We start from the raw sequence: 22,746 nt of genomic DNA, 5'->3' as shown, positions 1-22,746 counted from the left end.
AACTTTTTATTTTATACCATTTTTTTATAAATAGTTACTGCAAAAACATAGGCAACAACGGTAATTCCAACACACCATGCAAGTGCAATCCAGATATCATTCCCGATTGGTTCTGAATACAGCAATGCACGTATCGTATTAACAATAGCTGTCACGGGCTGATTTTCTGCAAAAACTCGTATTGCGGTTGGCATCGTATCCGTCGGAACAAAAGCAGAACTGATGAATGGTAAAAATATGAGCGGATAAGAAAATGCGCTTGCTCCATCTACTGATTTGGCAGTTAAACCAGGAATCACAGCAACCCATGTGAGCGCTAATGTGAACAAAAGCAAAATACCAGCTACAGCAAGCCATTCCACTATCCCTGCTGATGAACGAAAACCAATCAAAAGCGCAACTAGAATAATGAGTACAATAGAAATAGCATTAGATACTAAAGAAGTTAAAACATGTCCCCACAAAACGGAAGAACGACTAATTGGCATAGAATGAAATCGTTGAAATAATCCTTTTTGTACATCTGTAAATAATCGTACCGCCGTATAGGCTATTCCACTTGCAATTGCCATCAAAATAATACCCGGCAACAAGTAATCTACGTAATTGTCTGTCCCTGTTTGAATTGCACCTCCAAGCACATATACAAACATCAACATAATCATAATTGGAATAATAGCAACAGTAATAATCGTATCAGGACTACGCATAATATGACGCATGGAGCGACCAAATAATATACTTGTATCACGAATTGCTTTCATTTTACTTCCTCCTTCCCATTAATAATTGCTAAGAAAATTTCTTCCAGTGATGGTTGTTTTTCGATATATTCAACTTCAGCAGGTGGGAATAATTTTTTAAGTTCATCCAATGTTCCATTTGCGATAATCGTTCCGCCATGAAGGATAGCAATTCTATCAGCAAGTTGTTCTGCCTCATCCAAATATTGTGTTGTTAGTAAAATGGTTGTTCCTCCATCAGAAAGTGTTTTAATCGTTTTCCAGACTTCCATTCGCCCTTCCGGATCAAGTCCAGTTGTTGGTTCATCAAGAAAAATCACATCCGGGGAGCCAACGAGACTCATAGCAATATCCAGTCGTCTTGTCATTCCTCCTGAATAAGTGTCTGCACGTCGATCCGCAGCTTTTTCGAGTCCAAAACGTGCCAATAAGTCATCTGCCGTTTGTGCCGAGTTCTTTTCACCACGTAGTTTAGCAATGAGTAAAATATTTTCTCGTCCTGTTAAAAGTCCATCTACTGCTGCAAATTGTCCAGTAAGGCTAATATGTTTCCGTACTTTTTCCGGCTCCGTTTTCACATCAAAACCCGAAATATGCGCATTTCCATTATCCGTTTTTAAAAGAGTCGCTAAAATTTGGATGGTTGTCGTCTTGCCCGCACCGTTTGAGCCTAGTAATGCAAAAATTTCGCCATGTTTTACTTCAAAATCTACACCTTTCAAGACTTCTGTTTTCTTAAATGATTTCTCCAACCCCGTGGCTTTAATCATCACTTCTTTCATTTGAATACAACCTTCTTTCCATTTTTTATTAAAACCCCACTACTCAGTAATACAGGTATTCTGTATCACTTATTACTACTACATAGTAACACCGAGTTGCTATCGTGTCAACAAAAAAGTCATTTCCTTTTTATTAAACCGAAATGACTTTTGATTTTGCACATAAAAAAACCGCCCGCTGAACGGACGGTTTGATATTATTTCACTTTATAAATCCAACCTTCTGGAGCTTCTACATCTCCAAATTGAATACCACAAAGTTCATCGAATAAACGTTTCGTTACTGGCCCCACTTCTGTTTCACTATGGAATACATGGAAATCATCTTTGGTTTGAATACCGCCAATTGGTGTAATAACCGCTGCCGTTCCACATGCTCCAGCTTCTTTAAACTCATCTAATTTATCAATATATACATCGCCTTCTACTGCTTCTAATCCTAAACGATGCTCTGCCAAATAAAGTAACGAATACTTCGTGATACTTGGCAAAATAGAAGGAGAATACGGTGTAACAAATTTATCATCTTTTGTAATACCAAAGAAATTAGCAGAACCAACTTCTTCTATTTTTGTATGTGTAGCTGGATCTAAATAAATACAATCACCAAAATTGCGTTCTTTTGCAGCCTGACCTGGAAGTAAACTTGCTGCATAGTTTCCGCCAACTTTTGCGGCACCCGTACCATTTGGAGCAGCACGGTCAAAATCGGAAACGATAAAGTTAGTTGGCGCCATTCCACCTTTGAAGTAAGGACCAACTGGTGAACAGAAAACAGAGAAAATATACTCTGGGGCTGCATGAACACCAATATTATCGCCTACACCAATAACAAATGGACGTAAATAAAGTGTTGCACCTGTACCATACGGCGGCACAAATTCTTCATTGGCACGAACAACTTGCATAACAGCATCAATAAATTTTTCAGTTGGGATGTGAGGCATTAATAAACGCTCACAGCTTTTTTGAATACGAGCAGCATTCCGATCTGGACGGAAAAGGTTAATCGAACCATCCTTACAACGATATGCTTTTAAACCCTCAAAACATTGTTGTCCGTAATGAAGTGCTGTCGAACCTTCGCTAATATGTAGCGTATTGTCTTCTGTTAGCGCACCTTCGTCCCATTCCCCGTCTTTCCAATAAGAAATGTAACGTTTGTCCGTTTTAATATAACTAAATCCTAAATTACTCCAGTCAATATCTTTACTCATTCAAAATCCCCACTTTCTATCATTAAAACAGAATTATTGTATGTTTCAGTATAGCATATTAAATAGCATTATTGCAGTGATGTTCTGTGAAAAAGAAAATTTTTTCAAATAAATAGGCAAAATGTTCTTTCTTTTAACGTAATTCATGCTAAAATAGAGTAACTTTTCAAAAAACAATAACCAATGAAGGATTGATTTCAAGAAAGGAGAGAATGAAAATGACAGCTCACAAAATGTTGGATGAGAAATTTTATAGTAAATCGCTTGGAGAGGAACTTGATTTAATTATTTGCTTGCCACCTGATTTTTCGCCACTTTACAAATATCCACTTTTTATTGTACAAGATGGAAAAGATTATTTTCAGTTTGGCAAACTTGCGCGCCACTCCGAAGAATTAGCGCTAAATGAGCAGATTCAAAAAGCCATTTTCATTGGTATCCCCTACAAAACTGTTATGGATCGTCGCGAAAAATATCATCCGGATGGTAAACAAAACGATGCATATATCAAATTCTTAGCATTTGAACTCGTTCCTTATCTTGAAGAACGCTTTCCTTCTTTCCAAATGCCTACTAGTAGATTCCTGATGGGAGACTCACTCGGGGCAACCGTTTCTTTAAAGGCAGCTCTTCTTTTTCCTTTTACATTTGGTAATGTGATTTTACATTCCCCCTATGTGGATGACACAATCCTTACACTTGCAGAAAAAGTAGACCCTTCAAAAGTGAAAATCTTCCATATTATTGGTGACCAAGAAACTGCAGTCGAAACAACCGGAAATGAAGTGCTCGATTTCTTATCACCAAATAAATCTTTAGAACAAATTTTAACCACTCGCGGATTTGATTATTATTTCCATGTATTTAACGGCGATCATCGCTGGAAATACTGGCAGCCATTTATCAAAGATTCTTTACAATATATGCTTCCAGTGAATACATTTGATTTAGAAAGCATGCGCGCATAGGAAAGGACGGAAACAACTTGACCGTAAAGAAAGTAACAGATGATATTGGCAAACAAGCTGCACTTAAAATTAGAAATGATGTTTTTGTCGTTGAGCAACGTGTTGATCCAGCATTAGAATGGGATGAATTTGATGAAATAGATTCTGTTGTGATGTTTGTTGATTACGCAGAAGACGGCACACCCCTTGCAACCGGTAGATTCCGCGAAAAAGATGGTTATGGTAAAGTCGAACGCATCTGCACCCAGAAAGTAGCCCGCGGTACTGGGAGCGGCCGGAGAATCATGGAAGCCATTGAATCCGAAGCTAAGTCTCGTGGCTTAACTACCTTAAAATTAGGCGCGCAGGTAACAGCTATTCCCTTCTATGAAAAATTGGGATACGAAACTTGCTCGGGATTATTCCTTGATGCTGGAATTGAACATAAAGACATGAAAAAAACATTAACCTATGAAATTTAATAAAAATAGTTATTTCTTTTATATAGAAGAAATAACTATTTTTTTATTAGTTCAATTTCGCCATTCGCCTTCGCACAAATAATTATATCCACATAATGAAGAAATAATCCATGCTCCACAATCCCTGGAATTTGCGCTAATTTTTCTTGCCACATTTCTGCATCCGTAAAAGTTTGATTTACTATATCCAAAATATAGTTCCCGTTATTTGTCACATAGACTTCTCCTGAAGATTGTTTCCGTAAATTTGTTTGAATATGCTCTTTTTCAAGTTTTCTCTCAACCTGCTTCCAACCAAAAGGTATTACTTCTAAAGGTAAAGGAAACTTCCCTAAGTTTCTTACAAGCTTCTCCTCACTGACAACCCAAATGTTTTTCAAACTCGCACTTGCTACCATTTTTTCGCGTAACAGTGCTCCTCCTCCACCCTTTATTCCTTGAAAAACCGTATCAATTTCATCTGCACCATCAATAGTAATATCTATTTCCGTAACGTCATTTAGCGATTTCAAAGGTATTCCTAAATTTTGTGCTTGTTTGTTTGTTTCTTCAGAAGTCGCTACCCCTGTAATGTGCAAACCGTTATTTACCATTTCTCCAAGCTTTTCAATCGTGTAATAAACTGTACTGCCCGTTCCAAGACCCACAACCATTCCATCTTTAATCCATTCACAAGCCTTTTCTCCTGCAATCTTCTTTTGATTAATCATAGTCCAACCTCTTTTCTAGCATTAAAACATTGCTATATCTATTGTTTCATTATACTCGTACCTACTTTCAAGTTCAAAATATGTTTATTTTTCTAACCTTACAAAAATGTAATTAGACATTTAAAGACAAATGTATTACAGTAAGTAAGTATTAAACGTTTATTTTTAATATTTGTAACACAAATGAAACAATGAAGAGGTGGATTTATGAATAAAATAAAACTAATTTTGCATCATCCAGCAACTATTTTTACAATGAAAACTTTTTTCTACCTAGCTATTTTGCTTGGATTGCTTTGGTTTTATGGTTTCAAAAACCCTGAAGGTGCGAAATTCATTTACAACGAATTCTAAAAGAAGAAAGGACTGTTAAAAATGGGAATATCAATAATGACAACGAGTATCATAGAAAGAATTGATGCATGGGCAGAGAAGACACCGGATTTCCCTTGCTATGAATATGCTGGAACACGTCTTTCCTATAAAGAACTAAAACGGCAATCTGATGCATTCGGCTCTTTTCTACTAAAAAACCTAATTACTGACAAAGAAAAACCTATTATCGTTTACGGCCATATGTCTCCCCTAATGTTAGTTGCATTCTTAGGCTCTATCAAATCAGGTCGAGCTTATGTACCAGTAGATGTTTCTATGCCAGTTGAACGTATAGAACAAATAAAAAAAGCAGCTGATCCTTCTATGTTTATTTGCACAGAAGAGCTGCCTAACAACCTTACTATTACTGGTTGTCCGGTGCTAACACAAGATCAGCTAATGGACGCTTTAGAAAAACATTTCGGAGAAGTTCCAGACAAAGAAGCATGTGTAAACAATGATGATAACTACTATATTATTTACACATCTGGAAGTACAGGAAATCCTAAAGGCGTTCAAATCAGTCAAAACAACCTAGTAAGTTTTAGTAACTGGATTTTACAAGACTTTTCTTTAAGCCAAGGATTGCGTTTCTTAAACCAAGCGCCCTTCTCCTTCGATCTATCCGTTATGGATTTATACCCAAGTTTACTATCGGGTGGGACGCTTGTACCTCTTGATAAAACAATTACTGCGAATATGAAAGATCTATATCGTGAAATACCTGCTCAAAACTTGGATGTATGGGTTTCTACTCCTTCTTTTGCAGATTTGTGCTTACTAGACGAGAACTTTAACCAAGAAAATAACCCCCGCTTAACTCGTTTCTTATTCTGTGGTGAAGTACTTGCCAAGAAAACAGCAAGCGAATTACTGGACCGTTTCCCAGATGCAGTTATTTACAACACATACGGACCTACAGAAGCAACCGTGGCTGTTACCCAAGTGAAAGTAACTCGAGAGATTATCGATGCTTATCCAAGCTTACCACTTGGCGTTATTAAACCAGATATGCGTTTACACATCGTTGACCAAGAAACTGGTGAGGTTCTTCCAGAAGGCGAAAAAGGAGAAATTGTCCTAATTGGTGCTAGCGTTTCTAAAGGTTACTTAAATGAACCTGAAAAAACAGACCAAGTATTCTTCGATTATAAAGGTTATCAAGCCTATCGCACAGGAGACTCTGGTATTATCAAAGACGGTTATCTGTTCTTCCAAGGACGTCTTGACTTCCAAATTAAACTTCATGGTTACCGCATCGAATTAGAAGATATCGAAAACAACCTAAAAAAAGTAAGTTACATTCAAAACTGCGCTATTATTCCGAAAATGAAAGATGAAAAGGTAGATATGTTAGTCGCTCAGGTCATCCCAACTACCCATGATTTCGAAAAAGAATACCAGCTAAGTGCAGCAATAAAAAAAGAACTAAAAGAATTTATGCCAGCATACATGATCCCCCGAAAATGGATTTATAAAACGGACTTCCCGTTAACTATGAATGGCAAAATTGATCGCAAATCACTTAATAGTGAGGTTAACAAGTGAGTTTACCATACGGCACAATTCTTTATTTTGGAGTACTTGTACTATTTTTGATTCCTATCATAGTAGCTGGTTTGTTAGGGAAGAGATTACCGATTTATAATGCTTTTGTGACACTCGTATTTTTATACTTTATGTTCTCAGCAAGTCCAGTCCAAGGAGCTACTTTTATCTTCTTCGTCTTCTGGCAACTTGCCCTTGTACGACTTTACTTCCATTATAGGCAAGAGAAAAAGCGGAATCACGGCGGCGTTTTTGTTATCGCAGTGATTCTGTCCATTCTCCCCCTCGTTATCTCTAAAGTTGTTCCAATTTTAGGTGATCATGTAACAATGGTTGGTTTCCTAGGAATTTCCTACTTAACATTTAAAGCAACACAAATGATTATTGAAATACGTGATAACTTAATTAAACAGTATAACGCGTGGGATTTTGTTAACTTCTTACTATTCTTCCCGACTATTTCGTCCGGACCGATTGACCGATTCCGTCGCTTTAAAAAAGACGTTGATAATCCGCCTAGTAAAGAAGCTTATCTAGCTTTATTAAATCGAGGAATATTCCTTATCTTCCTTGGTTTTCTCTACAAATTCATTATCGCTTACTTAGTAAACAAACATTTTGTTGTTCCACTAGACATCGCGATTACACATAATGTAGATACAACAAAGAGTTTAATTGGTTATATGTATGCTTATAGTATGTATTTATTCTTTGACTTTGCAGGTTATAGTGCCTTTGCAGTTGGGGTTAGTTACTTGCTCGGCGTTCAAACACCTATGAACTTTAACAAACCTTTCGCAGCTCGCAACATTAAAGAGTTCTGGAATCGTTGGCATATGACGCTTTCTTTCTGGTTCCGCGATTATGTATTCATGCGTTTCGTATTTTGGGTTACAAAAAAGAAATGGTTTAAAAGCAAGTTCACTATTGCCTACCTAGCATATTTCGTTAACTTTTTCATCATGGGAGTATGGCATGGACTTCATTGGTATTACATCGTTTATGGCCTTTATCAAGCAACACTTATCGTTGGATTTGACCTATTCGAACGCTTTAACAAGAAGCACAAATTCTATCCAAAAAACAAAATTACTTATGTAATCGGCGTTATCATTACATTCCAATTTGTTTGTTTCGGATTCCTGATATTCTCAGGTATTTTAGATAAAATTAATTTTTAAAACTAACTAAAGGTGGTAATTTATAATGGCTTTCCGTGAAAATGTATTAGAAATATTAGAGGAAATTACAGAAACTGATGAAGTAGTACAAAATACAAACATCAAATTATTTGATGAAGGCTTGCTTGATTCTATGGCTACGGTTCAACTTTTAATTGAAATTGAAGAAAAACTAGATATTACTGTACCTGTTTCCGAATTTGACCGCGACGAATGGGCTACTCCTGAAATGATTATTACACAACTTGAGGCGCTAAAATAATGAAAAAAAAGCTGTGGATGACATTTGGGCCTTTATTGGTCGCATTCGCGGTTTTCCTTTTCGTTCTATTCGGACCTAGTAGCTTATTCTCTAAAGTTTCTTCTGATACCGTAGAGAAAAGCGCTACATCAATGAACGAATCCGTCATCCAAGGCTTAGACATCCAGAAAAAAGCTTTACAAGAAGGAAACTATTTACCAATTTATGGTTCTTCAGAGCTTTCCCGCGTCGACCCATTTCATCCTAGCGTAGTCTCAAAAAAATACAATCAGGGCTATACACCATTTTTACTTGGTCGCCCAGGTACACAATCATTAAGTCATTTCTTAGACGTAAATGCACTTGGTGATGATTTAAAAGGAAAAAAAGTAGCGGTAGTTTTATCTCCACAATGGTTCCAACCTAAAGGGGTTTCTGACCCATCATTTGGTGCCAACTTTTCCCCTCTTCATGCATATAAATTTGCTTTAGAAGATACGAAAAACACGCCTGAACGTCGTTATGCAGCTAAACGTTTATTATCTTTCCAAGTAGTTCAAAGTGACTCTACATTAAAAAAATTACTCGAAAACATTGTCGCAAAAGGTCCTAAAAAACCTCATGATCCAAAGCTTCTAAACATTACTGGTAATGTCGAACTGAAGATTTTGGAACGTAAAGACGATTTAGAATCAAAATACATCATTGGTTCCAAACAAGATCGCGTAAGCAAAGGCCTAAAGGAACTTCCAGAAACTTTAGATTACCAACAACTAGATGAATTAGCTAAAGAAACTGGTGAGAGAAGTACTGGTAATAATCCTTTTCAAGTCAAAGAACATTATTACCAAAAGAAAATCAAACCCATTGAAGGTAAATTAAAAAATAGCCGCAAAGATTTACGTTATGACCAATCTCCTGAGTTTGCTGATTTACAGCTACTGATGGATGCTTTCAAAAAGGCTGGTGCAGATGTCATTTTCATTAACCCGCCTATCAATGGAAAATGGATTGATTACATTGGTATGGACAAACAAGGTTTAGATGACTATTATGCGAAAACAAAAGAACAAATTGAGAGTCAAGGTTTCCGTTACTACTCTCTAGAAGAATATCAAAATGACGCTTTTTTCTTAGAAGATCCGATTCATTTAAGCTGGCGCGGTTGGGTAAAAATCGACCAAGTATTAGCAGACTTCGTTAAAGAACCAATGCAAACAAACTATAAACCAACACCAAAAGAATATTACTTTAAAGAACATCCAGAAAATGGACAAAAAAAAGACCGTAAGTAGTTAAAAACTACTTACGGTCTTTTTTTCTTTAAAATCCAATAATATGATAACCGCTATCTACATGAATTACTTCGCCTGTAACGCCTCGAGATAAATTACTGAATAAGTAATATGCTGTGTCGCCAACTTCTTCCGCTTGTGTCGCACGTTTTAGTGGGGCTCTTTCTTCCACTAGTGAAATAGAATCAGAGAAACCGCTAACGCCACGAGCAGATACTGTTCTGATTGGTCCTGCAGAAATAGCATTTACACGAACACCAATTGCCCCTAAGTCCATTGCGAGGTATCGAACACTTGCATCCAGAGAAGCTTTTGCTACACCCATAATATTATAGTTTTCTACTACACGTTCCCCACCAAGGTAAGTTAATGTTAGTAAACTTGCATCTTCTGTCAACATTTCTAAGTGTTTTAGTGCACGAGCAACAGCTGTGAATGAATAGGCACTAATTTCATGTGCTTGTAAGAAGCTTTTACGATCTACTTCTAAATAGTCCCCAGTTAAAAAGTCTTTGTTTGCAAAAGCAATGCAGTGTGCTAGGCCGCTAAGTTTGCCAGCTTTATCTTTAATTGTTTCAAAAGTTTCTGTAATAGCTTCTTCACTTGTTACATCACAAGCTAAGATAAGTGGATTTTGATTTACTTCGCTTAATGAAGGTACTAGCTCTGTAATGCTTTTTTTCGCACGATCGTCCGCATATGTAAATACCAGTTTTGCTCCAGCTTCATTTAGTGAACGCGCAATTGCCCAAGCAATACTACGCTTATTAGCTACTCCCATTACAACATAAGTTTTTCCCTCTAATGATAAATTCATGTTCTTTCCTCCTAAAATTGATGCGATTTGTTCGCTTCTTCCATTTTACATGACCAAATAACTTTTTAAAACACTTATTACTTCGATTTTTGAATTATCTCTTCCATGTCTGCTGGTAGAGGTAGATCAAACGCCATATATTCTTCTGTCAAAGGATGGACTAAATGCAGATGGCATGAGTGCAGTGCTTGTCTTTTCAACAAATTCGTATCTCCTCCGTACATATCATCGCCAATAAGCGGATGTCCAATATAAGAGAAATGCACACGAATCTGGTGTGTCCTTCCTGTCTCAAGTTGAATAGCTACATGGTCAAATGCTCTATAGCGCGCGAGAACCTCATAATTTGTTTTGGCATATTTACCTTCAGGAGTAACAAAACGTTCCATTATACTCACTTCTTTGCGTCCTATTGGCGCTTCAATCGAACCCTTTTGTTCTACTAAAACTCCTGATATAAAGGCTTGATAGCGTCGTTTTAGCAATCCTTTTTGCAAAAACGTACTTAATCTAGCATGAGCAAATCTATTTTTGGCGATTAGCATTAACCCTGACGTCTCACGATCGAGTCTTGTTACAATATGAATAGCGTTCGTCAGTCCTTGCGCTTCATAATGCCCTTTGACAAAATTTGCAACGGATCCATTTGGGTGATATTGTGATGGAATGGAAGCCATCCCGGCCGGTTTATTGATAATTAATAAAAAATCATCTTCAAAAACAATATCTAAATTGGTATATTCCGCAAGCAATCGTTCATTTTGTTGCTCTGTTGGAAAAGTAAGCCTCACTTTATCGCCTACTTTTACGTGATACAAAACATTTTGTTCTTCGCTATTCACTTCAATTTTTCCATCTGCCCCAAATTTCACGGCAGTTAATAATTGTTTCGAAATATGCTTACTCTTTAAAAACGTGCGAAGTAAGAGCCCATCTTCTTCAGTTTCGACTTTCCATTCTAAAAACACATGCTTCCTCCTGCTAGCTTAATCTTCAATAAACGAATCGTGTACACGACGCCAAAATGGAAATGACCTAAATCTGGCAAAGTGAATTTTTTTTGCAGATACTTCATACCGAATTTCTTGTACATCCCGATGCAAAATGCTCAAATGGTCTACAGAAATTTGAAAGTCCTTGTCATTAACCGGTTGCAAACTAACAACATGATGTTTCGGAAAAACTAGTGGGCTACCGATTGTCCGGTACACACGATTATTAATCGATGCCATCTCTGTTAACTGCATTGCTTCAATAGAAGGATGCATAAGTGCCCCACCTAGCGATTTATTGTATGCCGTCGTCCCACTAGGTGTTGACATACAAAGGCCATCTCCACGAAATCGCTCAAAATGAATATCGTTAATCACAACATCAACTACAAAAGGGCCTCCTGAACTTTTTACAGTTGATTCATTAAGCGCTAAATATGTCGCTTCTTTTTTGCCAATCCCATATTTCACGGTTGTTTTGAGAAGGGGATAGGAAACTTTCTGATATTCTCCTTTTGCTAAAAGTTTAACCAATTTATCAGCCTCAGCTGGTCTCCAATCCGCGTAAAAGCCAAGATGCCCTGTATGAATTCCGATAAAGGCAATTTCATCCAAGCGCTCCTCGTATTGATGAAAAGCAGACAGAAATGTTCCATCTCCACCAATAGAAATAACAATTTCGGGCTCAACATCATCATATTCCATGTCATATTCCCCAAAACCTGCGATCATATTTAGTCGCAGCAAATCGGATTTTTCGTCTCCTTTGGAAGTAATCATATATTTCATTATTTCTATTCGCCCCTATTCCTACAACTAATTACTTATTTTTCTTTGGCATCACTTGATGCACTGCTTTTTTATCCTTTGATACGTCTTTATTTTGAGAAAAATAAACTTGCGCTTCTTGTATTTCTTCACGAATTTGCGACATTTCCTCATCTAATTGAAAAGCAGCTTCAGCAGCGCGTTTTAAACGTTTATTGATTGCTTCTGGAAATTCGCCTTGATACTTGTAGTTTACCGAATGCTCAATCGTTGCCCAAAAATTCATTGCAAGTGTCCTAATTTGGATTTCAGCTAAGATTTTCTTTTCTCCTTGAATTGTTTCCACTGGGTACTCAATAACAACGTGATAGGAGCGGTAACCACTAGGTTTCTTGTTTGTAATATAATCGCGTTCTTCTACAATTCGAAAATCATTCCGTTGTCTTAAAAGGCGCACCACTACTTCAATATCATCTACAAATTGGCACATCATGCGGAGTCCCGCAATATCCTGCATTTCTTCTACTAAATGATCTAGCGCAATATGTTTTTGATTAGCCTTGTCTAATATGCTCGCAACCGGCTTCACTCGACCTGTAACAAATTCAATTGGCGAATGATTATTTTCAAGCTCAAATTGTGAACGCATTCCTTTAAGTTTAATTTTAAGTTCTTCCACTGCCTGTTTGTAAGGCGCTAAAAAGTCTTCCCAATGATTCAAATCGCTCACCTCAAGTATATTCATGATTAAATTTATGCAACATCAGTTTTATTTTAACACAAAAGCAGTTAATCCACCTTGCTTAAAGTAACCTTTTTTTCAATCCCGTGGTAAAATAAAACCGAAGCACTCAAACGACAACTAAAAGGAGGACGAAAATGATTCTAACATTACTTCAAAACGGCGATTACGAAACTGCGCGCACTCAAGCTCTTACTGAATTAAAAAACAACTCCGATAACGCAGAACTTCATTATTATGCAGCATGGGCGCACGATGCACTCGGTAAAGAAGATGCTGCAATCCCCTTTTACGAGAAAGCTCTTCAGCTTGGTCTTCCTGCTGATTCTCGCAAAGAAGCGTATATAGGTCTCGGTAGCACTTACCGTATTACAGGTCAGCCCGAAAAATCTATCCGCCTTTTCGAAACAGCTTTACAAGAATTTCCAGATAATAATGCCTTGCGTACTTTTTCAGTGATGGCTAAGTACAATCAAGGTTTAGAAAAAGAAGCTTTGGAGGAAGCCTTGATGCTCTTGACACAGACAACGAGTGATGAAGACATTTTAAGTTACAAAAAAGCAATTCAATTTTATGCGCAAGATTTAGATGCGACATTTCATTAAAGGGAGCTGAATTTTTATGGTCAAAGAATTAGAAATCGAATTCCGTAATCTATTAACCAAAGAAGAATACGATACATTAATAGAAAATTTTCGAGTGAAAGAAGACGATTTCTTTGAGCAAACAAATTATTATTTAGACACAGCAAATTTCGTGTTAAAAGAACGTCATTCTGCTCTTCGAATTCGCCAATTAGAAACACAGTACCAATTAACACTCAAAACCCCAGAAGCACGTGGACTAATGGAAACTACTCAAATTCTTGGCGAGGACCAAGCAAGTGCGATCATCTCTGGAGCAAATATTCCGGTTGGACCTGTTCGTGACACGTTAAAAGAACTAGGAATCAATCATGAAGACTTACAAGTTTTCGGTTCACTCAAAACAATCCGCGCAGAAAAAGATTATAAAAAAGGCTTACTTGTGTTTGATAAGAATTTTTATGGCTCCATATCAGATTTCGACTTAGAGTATGAAGTGTCTGATTATGACAAAGGAAAAGAGGTTTTTGACAAACTACTTAAAGAATATCAAATCACCAATCAACCTGCCGAAAATAAAGTAGCACGATTTTATCATCACGTATATGAAAATAATAAGTAAAAATAGATACTTTTATAGCAAAAAGACACAAATTCTTAAAAAATAACGAATAAATATGTTAAGCCAATGACAATTATTTGTTAAATTTACATTACGCTGATAAAATAGATATATAAGTTACAAAACCAAATTTTGTATCAGCTTTTACTGAGCAGTGAATTATTTCTTTTCACACTGGTACATTGAAATGAGTATCTGTTTGAAGATATTTAGAATTTGAAAATCAGGTGATAGCAAATGATTAACCAAAATTTATATTATCAGTCAGTAGCAAATTCCAAGCCCATCGAAATTTATCTATTCTTCGATCCAGCTTGTGATGACTGTTGGAATATCGAAGCGAACATGCTCCGGTTACAAATGGAGTACGGGAACTATTTCAAATTGCGCTATGTTCTGCATAACAATTTGCAGACATTTGTATGTAAACAAAAGCGTGCAGGAAATAGTAACCTAAGCTTAAAAGAACAACAAATAGGGGCGCACCTTTCCTATATTTCTTGTCTTGCAGTCAAAGCCGCTGAACTCCAAGGAAAAAAACAAGGAATTACATTCTTGCGCAAGATTCAAGCAGCCTACTTCCTTGAAAATAAAGATATCGCTAGTGATGAAGTACTCTATGATATTGCTGTCTCCACTGGTCTAGATTTATCAGAATTCAAAAAAGATCTAGCCTCTACAGTTGCCAAACGTGCTTATATCGGCGATCAAAAAGTAGCTCAAGAAATGGAAATTCATGAAAACCCTACTGTAGTCTTTTTCAATAAAAATATAGAAGATGCCGGATTAAAACTAAGTGGACTTCATCGTTACGAAGTTTATGTACATGTTTTATCCGAGCTTTTAAATGATGCCCCGCAACCAGAAGAACGCCCGCAAATGGAAGAATACTTAGCAAAAGTAAAAGTTACTTCTTCTGCTTCTATGGCAGATTTTTATGGTGTTTCCGAACAACAAATCGAGCGCCAAATGAAGAAATGGCGTCTCCAACAAAAAGTAGAATTAATCGATGCTCCAGCTGGACAGTCTCACTGGAAATACATCGGAAACTTATAAAAAAGAAGCACCCATTCCTGGGTTGCTTCTTTTTTTACATATTTTCTAAGCGTTCAATCCGCGAACTAATTGGCGGATGTGAGTCAAAAAGACCTGGCTTATTTTTTTTTGACTTTAGTGGTGACGCAAAGTAAATGGACTCACTAGAAGCACTCACTTCTTCCATTTTTTTCGAATCACCACTGATTTTTTGTAAAGCTTGGATAAGTCCATCTGGATTTCTGGTTAATTCTACCGCACTAGCATCAGCTAAATACTCTCTATTACGAGATAACGCAAATTGAATAGCTGTTGCAATAATAGGCGCCAAAATAACAAATATGAGTGCAACGATATAGATAATCGCTTGTGCCCCGCCACTGTTATTATTGTCACTTTTACGGTTATTTCTGCCACCAGTTAGGCTTCCCCAGAAAATCATTCGCATTGCTATATCACTAAGAATCGCAATAACAGCCACTAGCGCAATGGCGATCGTTGATAACCGAATATCATAATTACGAATATGAGAAATTTCATGCGCAATAACGCCCTCAAGTTCATAACGTTCTAATTTATTAAGCAATCCTCTAGTAACCGCCACGGCTCCTTTTTCAGGAGAAATCCCCGTCGCAAAAGCGTTCGGACTTGGATCTTCAACGATATATACTTTTGGCATCGGAATACCAGCAACCATTGCCATACTTTCAACGGTATCCCACAAAACTGGCGCTTGTTCTTTTGATGTGACTTCCTTCGCATGATTCATCGCCATAACGACTGACGAACTGCTCATTACCATAATCAAAATATAAAATGCACCAATAACAGCCGCGAGTACAAGCCCATTCAGATAGTTATTCCAAACAATTATACCTATAGCAGCGCCAACCATAAGAACGAAAATGAAAAAGCCAAGAATAATAAAAATTGTTTTTCGCTTATTTGCTGCAATTTGTTCAAATAGCATAATTTTCGCTCTCCTTCATGGCTTAAAACTCTACTTTTGGTGCAACGCGTTCTACTTCAGGAATAGAAAGCATGTCACGTTCTGTAAAGTTATGCAGTTTTGCAACGATGTTTGTTGGTACAGATTGTACTTTTGTGTTGTAAGTCATTACGGTTGTATTATAAAGTTGGCGAGAATAAGCCACTTTATTTTCCGTAGTAGTTAATTCATGTTGCAATTCGATGAAAGAAGTATTTGCTTTTAAATCTGGATAAGCTTCTCCTAATGCAAAAATGGATTTAAGCGCTCCACTTAACATATTGTCAGCTTCGATTTGACCTTGACGATTGTCAGCAGGGACTTCCATCATTTTGTTACGAGCTTCAATTACTTGTGTCAATGTCTCTTTTTCGTGTTTTGCATACCCTTTAACTGTTTCAACTAGATTAGGAATTAAATCAAATCTACGTTTTAATTGCACGTCAATTTGCGCCCAAGTTTCATCCACACGGTTACGGTATTTTACAAGGCTGTTGTATAGACCGAAATAAATCAATACTAAAATGACAACAACAGCGATAGCAATAATCCATCCTATCATAATTAATCTCCTCCTTCATATGTACTTACCCCATTATACCTTACTTAGGGAGTACACGACAATCCTACTGCAGCATGAGATTTTTATTTTTTCTTCCGCATAAAGTAAAATGGCTTCACAGGTTTATCTACCGGCATTTTTATCGTCATCATTGCATTTGGAGCGCGGTCAATTTCTACGCCATCTTCGTTCCAAAGTACTTCTACGACTTGCTTAAAGCCAGTATCTCCTGGTCCATAAAATTCAATTTCTTCCCCTACACCAAAATTATTTCGTTGTTGTAAAGTAGCTATTTTCGTTTTCTCGTCATATTCCAGTACTTGCGCCGCAAAAGCATATTGAGGAATTTTCCGCGTTTTCCCAAATAGTTGCTCGTCCTCGGTTGGTTCTTTGTAGAAAAAACCTGTAGATAGTTCGCGTTGCGCGACTTTCCACAATTCTTCTTCCCAAGCTGGGTCAAACACATAATTTTCTGGGTCCGCGCAGTAAGCATCCACGGCACGGCGATATACGCTTGCAACGGTTGAAACATAATGAATAGATTTCATTCGTCCTTCGATTTTCAAACTATCCACACCAGCATCTACCATATCTGGAATGTATTTAATCATAGATAAATCAACTGCACTCATTGAAAACGGCTCTTCATCTGTATCCACTAAATTTTTTGAAACGCCATTATCAATCTCGAATAAGTCATATTTCCAACGACAACTCTGCGCACAACCGCCGCGGTTCGCATCACGATTAGCCATATGATTCGATAATGTACAACGACCAGAGTAGGAAATACACATTGCCCCATGAATAAATGCTTCCATTTCAACATCGGTTTTTTCGCCAATTTCTTGAATTTCTTGCATGCTAACTTCCCGTGCAAGAACAACACGCTCTAGTCCTTGTTTCTTCCAAAATTCTAGAGTTTTATAGTTTGTTGCAGAAGCTTGTGTGGATAAGTGTACTGGTAAACCTGGTGCATCTTGGAAACAAGTGCTAATTAAGGCTGGGTCAGAAACGATTACTGCGTCAATACCAATATCGCGTAATGTTAGGAAAAATTCACCAGCACCTTCTGTATCACCAGCATGTGCAACCATATTTGCAGCAACATACACTTTTGCATTTCGTTCATGCGCAAAGGCGATACCTTCTTTCATTTCTTCAAAACTAAAATTACCTGCCCGTGACCGAAGTCCGAAAGCCTGTCCACCAATATATACAGCGTCCGCACCGTAGCGAATCGCAATTTTTAATTTTTCTAAGTTACCAGCCGGAGCTAGCACTTCTGGTTTTTTTAATATTTTACTCATTATGCTATTCCCCCTATTTCACATCATCCGGATTTTTCAAATAAAATCCTGCGTCTAGTTTTCGTGTTTGAGGCTGAAGCTCCGTTAATTTATTCACAAAATACTCTGCAACAAATTGACCTTTCAGAGTAGCTTCTTTCGCTTCAACTAACAGTGATGCAATTTGAACAAAATTTTCTGATTCTGCAAGAACACCATCTAGTTTCCATGTTTTCAACCCAGCCTCATATAAGTCCGCCAAATAAGGAACAAGCGAAACATCTTCGGAAGCAAAAATATGTGTTCCAGACTCATCTTCATAGATTGGTAATTGACTTGTTTCATCATTAGGTTCGCGTAAATAAAGACCGCGTTCCTTCGATGTATCATCTTCCATTTCAACAATACGCTCATAATTCGTTACTAGTTTACGTTTGGATTGGTGAATGCATGTTGGTCCATAAACCAGAACTTCGACTGGGATAGTAAGGCTATGCGCGATGGTTTTGATTTCGCCTTCTGTTAGTTCCCGAGCAAGTACCGCACCTATCGCTCCTTGTTTTTCCCAAAACGAGATTTGTTCTGCGCTAGTTACAAATGTTTGGGCATCATAAATAAACGGAATCGGTTGAGCCATTTCACTCAAAAGCATAATTGCACCTGGATCGCCGCACGTTACTGCATCCACTTCCATATCAGCAAGTTGCTCTAAAAATCCTGGTAACTTTTCCATATGCTCGTTATGCATTAACGAATTTACTGCTACTGTTACTTTCTTTCCTTCTTGATGCGCTAAATGAACTATTTCACGTAATTCTTCGACAGAAAACGAATATGGCAGTCTTAAACCAAATTGGCTATTACCTATATATAGTCTGTCTACCCCCGCGCGAAGCAATTGTTCAGCTTGTTTCATTGAATCTGCTGTCGCAATGATTTCCATGTTTTTCTCCTCATTTCTACAAAAACGTTACTTGATAAATGTATCACAAGAAGACTTGTTACTCAATAAGAATTTTGGCACAAAAAAAGAGACTAGTCTAAGTGACCAATCTCTAATCTATTTTTTCTTCTTTTGTTAATTTAAATAAATTAAGTAATGGGCGATAGGAGCTCCCTACTAATCCAAGTGTCTCAATCAATACCTCAATTAAGACGAGCAGCACACCGATTAAAATCATCGAACCCCAAAGTGTCGACATCGTGAAAATGAAGGCGAATAAAGAAAATAGTGCAGCTATAGCATAAATTAAAATAACAGTTTGACGATGTGTGAACCCTAGTCGTAATAAACAATGATGTAAATGCGACTTGTCTGCCATCGCAATGGGTTGTTTCGTTACCATGCGTCGTATAATAGCAAAAAGCGTATCAGAAATTGGTACTCCTAAAATTAAAATCGGTACAATTAAAGAGATAAACGTAACATTTTTGAATCCCATCACAGATAACACGGAAATAATAAAACCTAAGAAAAGCGCGCCAGTGTCACCCATGAAAATTTTTGCAGGATTGAAATTATAAGGTAAGAAACCAAGAGTTCCAGCAATTAACACGCTTGCTATCATAATTACTAGTGCATCTCCCATAATAAACGCCATTCCTAAAATCGTAAGTAGTGCAATGGTTGAAACACCTGCTGCAAGGCCATCTAGTCCATCAATCAAATTAATAGCATTCGTAATTGCAACAATCCAAATAATCGTAAGCGGAATACTTAACATCCCAAAATGAATTTCCCCACCAAATGGTAAGTTAATAAAGTCGATGCTAATGTTACCCCAAAATACAATAATAAAGGCAGCAGTGATTTGGCCAATTAATTTATATCTTGCTTTAAATTCCATAATATCATCTAATAGCCCAGTCAAAACCATGACAAACGCCGCAATCAGAAGCGGCCATAAGAATTCGTTTTCAATTGGGAGTAAAAACATTCCGATAGTAAAACTGATAAATATTGCTAGTCCACCTAAACTCGGAATTGGTTTAATATTAATACGACGTTGGTCTGGTTTATCTGTAATATCAAAGTATAGAGCTATTTTTCGAATTAGCGGTGTAAGTAATACGGACGCGCCAAAACATATAAATATAATCATCCAGCTCATGGCTAGTCCTCCCCGCAAATTTTTTACTCATCTCATTATACTTTTTTATTTGCAAAAAGACAACGAAAATCATTATGCAAAAAAGCTTGGGGCAGACAGATTCCGCCTCAAGCTTTTATTTATTGTTTAATCCTAGCTACAAATTGAAATCTACTACCTACATACTGGGAACGCGTAAATTCAAATGGTCGACCGTCTTCTAACGTTGTAATTTGCCTAAGTTTCATAACCGGTGATCCGAGTTTCACATCAAGATATGGCGCAATTTTTTCTGATACTAAAGAAGCTTCCATGATTTGTTCCGCTTCTCCAATTGGTTGACCAAGTTTTAATTCAATCGCTTTATAAAGGGAATCCATAATGTCTTCCTTTGTAAGCAGTGAAGCAATTTTTTCTGGAATGGCCGCAACTTCATAAAGAATTGGAACGCGGTCGCCATAACGAATCCGCTCAATTTTCATTACATTGCTGTTTTCTGGTAGTTGCAACGCCTCTTGTTCTTGCGTACTTGCCGGACGAATACCGTACGATACGATTCGCGTCGAAGGAACTTTCCCCTCTTGTAACATCAAATTCGTAAAACTCGTAACCGCTTCAAGTCGTTCGGTTAGTTTCTTTTCCGCAATAAAAGTCCCGGCACCAACACGCCTTTGCAAAATGTTATCATCAACGAGGCCTTGAATGGCTTGTCTTACCGTCATTCGGCTGACGTGGAACATTTCTGCAAGCTGACGTTCAGCTGGAATAGAAGTGCCAACTTTCCAGACACCATCTTCCATTTTCTTTTTAATTTCACTTTGAATCTGAATGTAAATCGGTATTCCTGATTGTTTATCGATCATTTCCCCGCCCTCTTCTTATAGAAGTGACGCCGCCTCGTTGTCAAGAATCACAGTAACATCTGGATGATTTTGAAGAACAGAAGCAGGACAATTCACATCTACAGGTCCTTTAATAGTTTCTTTGATTGCTTGTGCTTTGTTTTCACCAAAAGCAAGTAGGATAATTTTCTTCGCATTCATGATGGATTTAATTCCCATAGAATAAGCATGTGTTGGAACATCTTCTTCTCTTTCGAAAAAGCGTTTGTTAGCTTCACGAGTGGAATCTGTTAAAACAACTTTATGTGTTAACGAATCAAAAGAAGTTCCTGGTTCGTTAAAACCGATGTGTCCATTTGTTCCAATTCCAAGCACTTGAATATCAATTGGGTGCTCAGATAAAATTTCTTCATAACGTGCGCATTCTGCTTCAGCATCTGTCGCTTCTCCGTTTGGTAAGAAACTTTCTTTAAATGCTTTTTTAGAGAATAACAAGTCGTTCATATAGTAATGATAACTGTTTGGGTCGCTTGCCGCAAGACCTACATATTCATCTAGGTTAGTTGTTGTTACATTTTTAGTGTCAACATCGCTTTTTACAAGTTCAGCATAAAGTGTTTCTGGTGTGCTTCCTGTTGCTAGGCCAAGTGTGTTTACTTCGCCTGATGTAATGCCTTTTTCAATGATTTCTAACGCTTTTTTGGATCCTGCTAATTTATTTTCTGTTGTGATAAGTTGCATTTTATTATCTTCCTCTCAAGAATGTTTTTTTCCGAATGAATAAGTTGCTGTAATGTGTAAATCTTCGTCTAGTAAGTTGAAATCTGCATCTTTACCAGCCTCGATTGCACCTTTTTGTGTTAAATTAAATTCGCGTGCTTGGTTTCCAGAAGACATAAGAACTGCCTCTTCTACCGAGCATCCAGTAAATTTAATCATGTTGCGGAAGCCGTCGTCATAAGTGAGCACACTTCCAGCTAAAGTTCCATCTTCTAAACGAGCTTGTTTATCTTTTACGATAACAGTTTGACCACCAAGTTCTGATTTTCCTTCTGGCATACCTTTTGCTCGCATGGAGTCAGTGATAATGCATAAATGTTCTGGCCCTTTCATTTGATAAGCTAATTTCACCATATCAGGATGAACGTGAATACCATCAACGATTAGTTCTGCATTAATACCGCGTTCTAGTAAAACGTGACCTGGAACGCCTGGCTCACGGTGTGTCATACGGTGACAAGCATTATATAAATGTGTCGCATGTGTCGCTTTACTTGTTTTCAAGTGTTCACGCACATCATTAGAGTGCCCAATACTTGGAACAACCCCTAGTTCGAAACACAAATTTTCAAAATCAGCAGAAGTATCATGCTCTGGTGCATATGTTACTAATTTAATTAAGCCACCAGAAATATCAAACCATTTTTTGAAAAGTTCCAAATCAGGCGCTTGGATGTATTCTTCTGGTTGTGCTCCTTTAAAGACTTTGGAAACAAATGGGCCTTCCAGATGAATCCCACCAATAACAGGTTCTGTTTGTGCGACTTCGTTAATCACTTTTAGCGCTTTTTCGATATTTTCGTGTGATTGCGTCATCGTTGTTGGGAAGTAAGTAGTAATCCCTTCATTTAACATACCATTTACTTGTTTTCTAAGTGCGTCTGAATCCGCATCCATTGCGTCAAAACTATAACCACCGTGTGAATGAACATCAATGAAACCAGGAACAAGTTTTTGTCCTTTTGCATCGATTACTTCTTCTGCTTTGTCCGCTTGAAAATCAGCCATCGAGCCAACCTCTAAAATTTGTTTATCAAAACGTACGAAAGCATTTTCTAGAACACCTTTACCAGTATAAATTGTAGCGTTAGTAATTACTTTATTAGCCATTACA

General features: G+C 37.4%; 26 protein-coding genes. 10 read left to right on the top strand and 16 right to left on the bottom strand.

Annotated features, from left to right (window positions below; all coding sequences use genetic code 11):
* Positions 1–11: 11 nt before the first annotated feature.
* From lieB to CKV70_RS05045, 3 genes are all read right to left on the bottom strand, one after another.
* Positions 12–764: a multidrug efflux ABC transporter permease LieB gene (gene lieB, locus CKV70_RS05055; RefSeq protein ID WP_014600694.1), complete on the bottom strand. Its 753-nt coding sequence runs from the start codon at positions 762–764 to the stop codon at positions 12–14.
* On the bottom strand, positions 761–1,525 hold the full coding sequence (gene lieA, locus CKV70_RS05050; protein ID WP_014600693.1) for a multidrug efflux ABC transporter ATP-binding protein LieA: 765 nt from the start codon (positions 1,523–1,525) through the stop codon (positions 761–763). The genes lieB and lieA overlap by 4 nt, the downstream gene beginning before the upstream one ends.
* Before the next feature lie 197 nt (positions 1,526–1,722).
* Positions 1,723–2,742 carry a branched-chain amino acid aminotransferase gene (locus tag CKV70_RS05045; RefSeq protein WP_010989632.1) on the bottom strand — a complete coding sequence of 340 codons (1,020 nt, stop codon included), beginning with the start codon at positions 2,740–2,742 and terminating at the stop codon, positions 1,723–1,725.
* 218 nt (positions 2,743–2,960) lie between these two features.
* On the opposite strand from CKV70_RS05045, the gene CKV70_RS05040 reads away from it, so the two are divergent.
* Both CKV70_RS05040 and CKV70_RS05035 read left to right on the top strand, forming a co-directional pair.
* On the top strand, positions 2,961–3,710 hold the full coding sequence (locus tag CKV70_RS05040) for an alpha/beta hydrolase (RefSeq protein ID WP_003722800.1): 750 nt from the start codon (positions 2,961–2,963) through the stop codon (positions 3,708–3,710).
* 17 nt (positions 3,711–3,727) lie between these two features.
* A complete protein-coding gene (locus CKV70_RS05035) occupies positions 3,728–4,171 on the top strand; it encodes a GNAT family N-acetyltransferase (protein ID WP_003722799.1) in 444 nt (147 codons plus the stop codon).
* A gap of 35 nt (positions 4,172–4,206) precedes the next feature.
* Here the strand turns inward: CKV70_RS05035 and rpiA are convergent, their stop codons facing one another.
* Positions 4,207–4,881 carry a ribose-5-phosphate isomerase RpiA gene (gene rpiA / locus CKV70_RS05030; protein WP_014600692.1) on the bottom strand — a complete coding sequence of 225 codons (675 nt, stop codon included), beginning with the start codon at positions 4,879–4,881 and terminating at the stop codon, positions 4,207–4,209.
* Positions 4,882–5,088: 207 nt separating this feature from the next.
* Between rpiA and CKV70_RS05025 the strand changes: the two genes are divergently transcribed.
* Genes CKV70_RS05025 through dltD form a run of 5 tightly spaced genes read left to right on the top strand, consistent with a single transcriptional unit; the run spans position 5,089 to position 9,521 of the window.
* A complete protein-coding gene (locus tag CKV70_RS05025) occupies positions 5,089–5,235 on the top strand; it encodes a teichoic acid D-Ala incorporation-associated protein DltX (RefSeq protein ID WP_003722797.1) in 147 nt (48 codons plus the stop codon).
* Between the two features lie 36 nt (positions 5,236–5,271).
* Positions 5,272–6,804: a D-alanine--poly(phosphoribitol) ligase subunit DltA gene (gene dltA, locus CKV70_RS05020; RefSeq protein WP_003732429.1), complete on the top strand. Its 1,533-nt coding sequence runs from the start codon at positions 5,272–5,274 to the stop codon at positions 6,802–6,804.
* Positions 6,801–7,985, top strand: coding sequence for a D-alanyl-lipoteichoic acid biosynthesis protein DltB (dltB, locus tag CKV70_RS05015; RefSeq protein WP_003732428.1), 1,185 nt, complete (start codon positions 6,801–6,803; stop codon positions 7,983–7,985). Before dltA ends, dltB begins: the two co-directional genes overlap by 4 nt.
* A gap of 25 nt (positions 7,986–8,010) precedes the next feature.
* On the top strand, positions 8,011–8,247 hold the full coding sequence (gene dltC, locus CKV70_RS05010; RefSeq protein WP_003722794.1) for a D-alanine--poly(phosphoribitol) ligase subunit DltC: 237 nt from the start codon (positions 8,011–8,013) through the stop codon (positions 8,245–8,247).
* Entirely contained in the window at positions 8,247–9,521 is a 1,275-nt protein-coding gene (dltD, locus tag CKV70_RS05005; RefSeq protein WP_014600690.1) for a D-alanyl-lipoteichoic acid biosynthesis protein DltD, read from the top strand. Before dltC ends, dltD begins: the two co-directional genes overlap by 1 nt.
* A 28-nt stretch (positions 9,522–9,549) precedes the next feature.
* On the opposite strand, the gene fabI is transcribed toward dltD, so the two are convergent.
* The 4 genes from fabI to CKV70_RS04985 form a co-directional block, all read right to left on the bottom strand.
* The gene (gene fabI, locus CKV70_RS05000) at positions 9,550–10,338 is read right to left on the bottom strand and encodes an enoyl-ACP reductase FabI (protein WP_010989630.1); all 789 of its coding nucleotides are present in this window, start codon (positions 10,336–10,338) and stop codon (positions 9,550–9,552) included.
* Positions 10,339–10,415: 77 nt separating this feature from the next.
* Positions 10,416–11,306 carry an RluA family pseudouridine synthase gene (locus CKV70_RS04995; RefSeq protein WP_012951426.1) on the bottom strand — a complete coding sequence of 297 codons (891 nt, stop codon included), beginning with the start codon at positions 11,304–11,306 and terminating at the stop codon, positions 10,416–10,418.
* An 18-nt stretch (positions 11,307–11,324) separates the two neighbouring features.
* Positions 11,325–12,119, bottom strand: a complete 795-nt coding sequence (locus CKV70_RS04990; RefSeq protein ID WP_003729850.1) for an NAD kinase — start codon at positions 12,117–12,119, stop codon at positions 11,325–11,327.
* A gap of 31 nt (positions 12,120–12,150) precedes the next feature.
* On the bottom strand, positions 12,151–12,819 hold the full coding sequence (locus CKV70_RS04985; RefSeq protein ID WP_003722788.1) for a GTP diphosphokinase: 669 nt from the start codon (positions 12,817–12,819) through the stop codon (positions 12,151–12,153).
* A gap of 158 nt (positions 12,820–12,977) precedes the next feature.
* Between CKV70_RS04985 and CKV70_RS04980 the strand changes: the two genes are divergently transcribed.
* The 3 genes from CKV70_RS04980 (at position 12,978) to yjbH (ending at position 15,102) form a co-directional block, all read left to right on the top strand.
* A complete protein-coding gene (locus CKV70_RS04980) occupies positions 12,978–13,445 on the top strand; it encodes a tetratricopeptide repeat protein (protein WP_003722787.1) in 468 nt (155 codons plus the stop codon).
* A 16-nt stretch (positions 13,446–13,461) separates the two neighbouring features.
* A complete protein-coding gene (locus CKV70_RS04975) occupies positions 13,462–14,046 on the top strand; it encodes a CYTH domain-containing protein (RefSeq protein WP_014600689.1) in 585 nt (194 codons plus the stop codon).
* A gap of 237 nt (positions 14,047–14,283) precedes the next feature.
* Positions 14,284–15,102, top strand: coding sequence for a protease adaptor protein YjbH (gene yjbH, locus CKV70_RS04970; protein ID WP_003722785.1), 819 nt, complete (start codon positions 14,284–14,286; stop codon positions 15,100–15,102).
* Between the two features lie 34 nt (positions 15,103–15,136).
* On the opposite strand, the gene htpX is transcribed toward yjbH, so the two are convergent.
* The 8 genes from htpX to nagA form a co-directional block, all read right to left on the bottom strand.
* Positions 15,137–16,051 (bottom strand): zinc metalloprotease HtpX, encoded by a 915-nt coding sequence (htpX, locus tag CKV70_RS04965; protein ID WP_003722784.1) that lies wholly within the window; start codon positions 16,049–16,051, stop codon positions 15,137–15,139.
* A 22-nt stretch (positions 16,052–16,073) separates the two neighbouring features.
* The gene (locus CKV70_RS04960; protein WP_003722783.1) at positions 16,074–16,631 is read right to left on the bottom strand and encodes a LemA family protein; all 558 of its coding nucleotides are present in this window, start codon (positions 16,629–16,631) and stop codon (positions 16,074–16,076) included.
* 83 nt (positions 16,632–16,714) lie between these two features.
* Entirely contained in the window at positions 16,715–17,941 is a 1,227-nt protein-coding gene (locus tag CKV70_RS04955; RefSeq protein WP_014600688.1) for a peptidase U32 family protein, read from the bottom strand.
* A gap of 13 nt (positions 17,942–17,954) precedes the next feature.
* The gene (locus tag CKV70_RS04950) at positions 17,955–18,863 is read right to left on the bottom strand and encodes a peptidase U32 family protein (RefSeq protein ID WP_009931632.1); all 909 of its coding nucleotides are present in this window, start codon (positions 18,861–18,863) and stop codon (positions 17,955–17,957) included.
* Between the two features lie 112 nt (positions 18,864–18,975).
* Entirely contained in the window at positions 18,976–20,031 is a 1,056-nt protein-coding gene (locus CKV70_RS04945) for a glycosyltransferase family 4 protein (protein WP_003722780.1), read from the bottom strand.
* A 119-nt stretch (positions 20,032–20,150) separates the two neighbouring features.
* The gene (locus CKV70_RS04940) at positions 20,151–20,873 is read right to left on the bottom strand and encodes a GntR family transcriptional regulator (RefSeq protein WP_003722779.1); all 723 of its coding nucleotides are present in this window, start codon (positions 20,871–20,873) and stop codon (positions 20,151–20,153) included.
* Positions 20,874–20,888: 15 nt separating this feature from the next.
* Positions 20,889–21,593, bottom strand: a complete 705-nt coding sequence (gene nagB, locus CKV70_RS04935; protein ID WP_003722778.1) for a glucosamine-6-phosphate deaminase — start codon at positions 21,591–21,593, stop codon at positions 20,889–20,891.
* Between the two features lie 15 nt (positions 21,594–21,608).
* On the bottom strand, positions 21,609–22,742 hold the full coding sequence (gene nagA / locus CKV70_RS04930) for an N-acetylglucosamine-6-phosphate deacetylase (RefSeq protein ID WP_003722777.1): 1,134 nt from the start codon (positions 22,740–22,742) through the stop codon (positions 21,609–21,611).
* Positions 22,743–22,746: the final 4 nt, after the last annotated feature.

Origin of the sequence: Listeria monocytogenes (genome assembly GCF_900187225.1) — a bacterium.
In the GTDB taxonomy this organism is placed as follows: domain Bacteria; phylum Bacillota; class Bacilli; order Lactobacillales; family Listeriaceae; genus Listeria; species Listeria monocytogenes.
This window is presented reverse-complemented; position numbering and strand designations above follow the sequence as displayed.

Bases quoted from the DNA above. Each gene is read 5' to 3' on its own strand.
- lieB (WP_014600694.1), bottom strand. From the start codon at position 764: ATGAAAGCAATTCGTGATACAAGTATATTATTTGGTCGCTCCATGCGT.
- lieA (WP_014600693.1), bottom strand. From the start codon at position 1,525: ATGAAAGAAGTGATGATTAAAGCCACGGGGTTGGAGAAATCATTTAAG.
- CKV70_RS05045 (WP_010989632.1), bottom strand. From the start codon at position 2,742: ATGAGTAAAGATATTGACTGGAGTAATTTAGGATTTAGTTATATTAAA.
- CKV70_RS05040 (WP_003722800.1), top strand. From the start codon at position 2,961: ATGACAGCTCACAAAATGTTGGATGAGAAATTTTATAGTAAATCGCTT.
- rpiA (WP_014600692.1), bottom strand. From the start codon at position 4,881: ATGATTAATCAAAAGAAGATTGCAGGAGAAAAGGCTTGTGAATGGATT.
- CKV70_RS05025 (WP_003722797.1), top strand. From the start codon at position 5,089: ATGAATAAAATAAAACTAATTTTGCATCATCCAGCAACTATTTTTACA.
- dltA (WP_003732429.1), top strand. From the start codon at position 5,272: ATGACAACGAGTATCATAGAAAGAATTGATGCATGGGCAGAGAAGACA.
- dltC (WP_003722794.1), top strand. From the start codon at position 8,011: ATGGCTTTCCGTGAAAATGTATTAGAAATATTAGAGGAAATTACAGAA.
- dltD (WP_014600690.1), top strand. From the start codon at position 8,247: ATGAAAAAAAAGCTGTGGATGACATTTGGGCCTTTATTGGTCGCATTC.
- fabI (WP_010989630.1), bottom strand. From the start codon at position 10,338: ATGAATTTATCATTAGAGGGAAAAACTTATGTTGTAATGGGAGTAGCT.
- CKV70_RS04990 (WP_003729850.1), bottom strand. From the start codon at position 12,119: ATGAAATATATGATTACTTCCAAAGGAGACGAAAAATCCGATTTGCTG.
- CKV70_RS04980 (WP_003722787.1), top strand. From the start codon at position 12,978: ATGATTCTAACATTACTTCAAAACGGCGATTACGAAACTGCGCGCACT.
- CKV70_RS04975 (WP_014600689.1), top strand. From the start codon at position 13,462: ATGGTCAAAGAATTAGAAATCGAATTCCGTAATCTATTAACCAAAGAA.
- yjbH (WP_003722785.1), top strand. From the start codon at position 14,284: ATGATTAACCAAAATTTATATTATCAGTCAGTAGCAAATTCCAAGCCC.
- htpX (WP_003722784.1), bottom strand. From the start codon at position 16,051: ATGCTATTTGAACAAATTGCAGCAAATAAGCGAAAAACAATTTTTATT.
- CKV70_RS04960 (WP_003722783.1), bottom strand. From the start codon at position 16,631: ATGATAGGATGGATTATTGCTATCGCTGTTGTTGTCATTTTAGTATTG.
- CKV70_RS04955 (WP_014600688.1), bottom strand. From the start codon at position 17,941: ATGAGTAAAATATTAAAAAAACCAGAAGTGCTAGCTCCGGCTGGTAAC.
- CKV70_RS04950 (WP_009931632.1), bottom strand. From the start codon at position 18,863: ATGGAAATCATTGCGACAGCAGATTCAATGAAACAAGCTGAACAATTG.
- CKV70_RS04945 (WP_003722780.1), bottom strand. From the start codon at position 20,031: ATGAGCTGGATGATTATATTTATATGTTTTGGCGCGTCCGTATTACTT.
- CKV70_RS04940 (WP_003722779.1), bottom strand. From the start codon at position 20,873: ATGATCGATAAACAATCAGGAATACCGATTTACATTCAGATTCAAAGT.
- nagB (WP_003722778.1), bottom strand. From the start codon at position 21,593: ATGCAACTTATCACAACAGAAAATAAATTAGCAGGATCCAAAAAAGCG.
- nagA (WP_003722777.1), bottom strand. From the start codon at position 22,742: ATGGCTAATAAAGTAATTACTAACGCTACAATTTATACTGGTAAAGGT.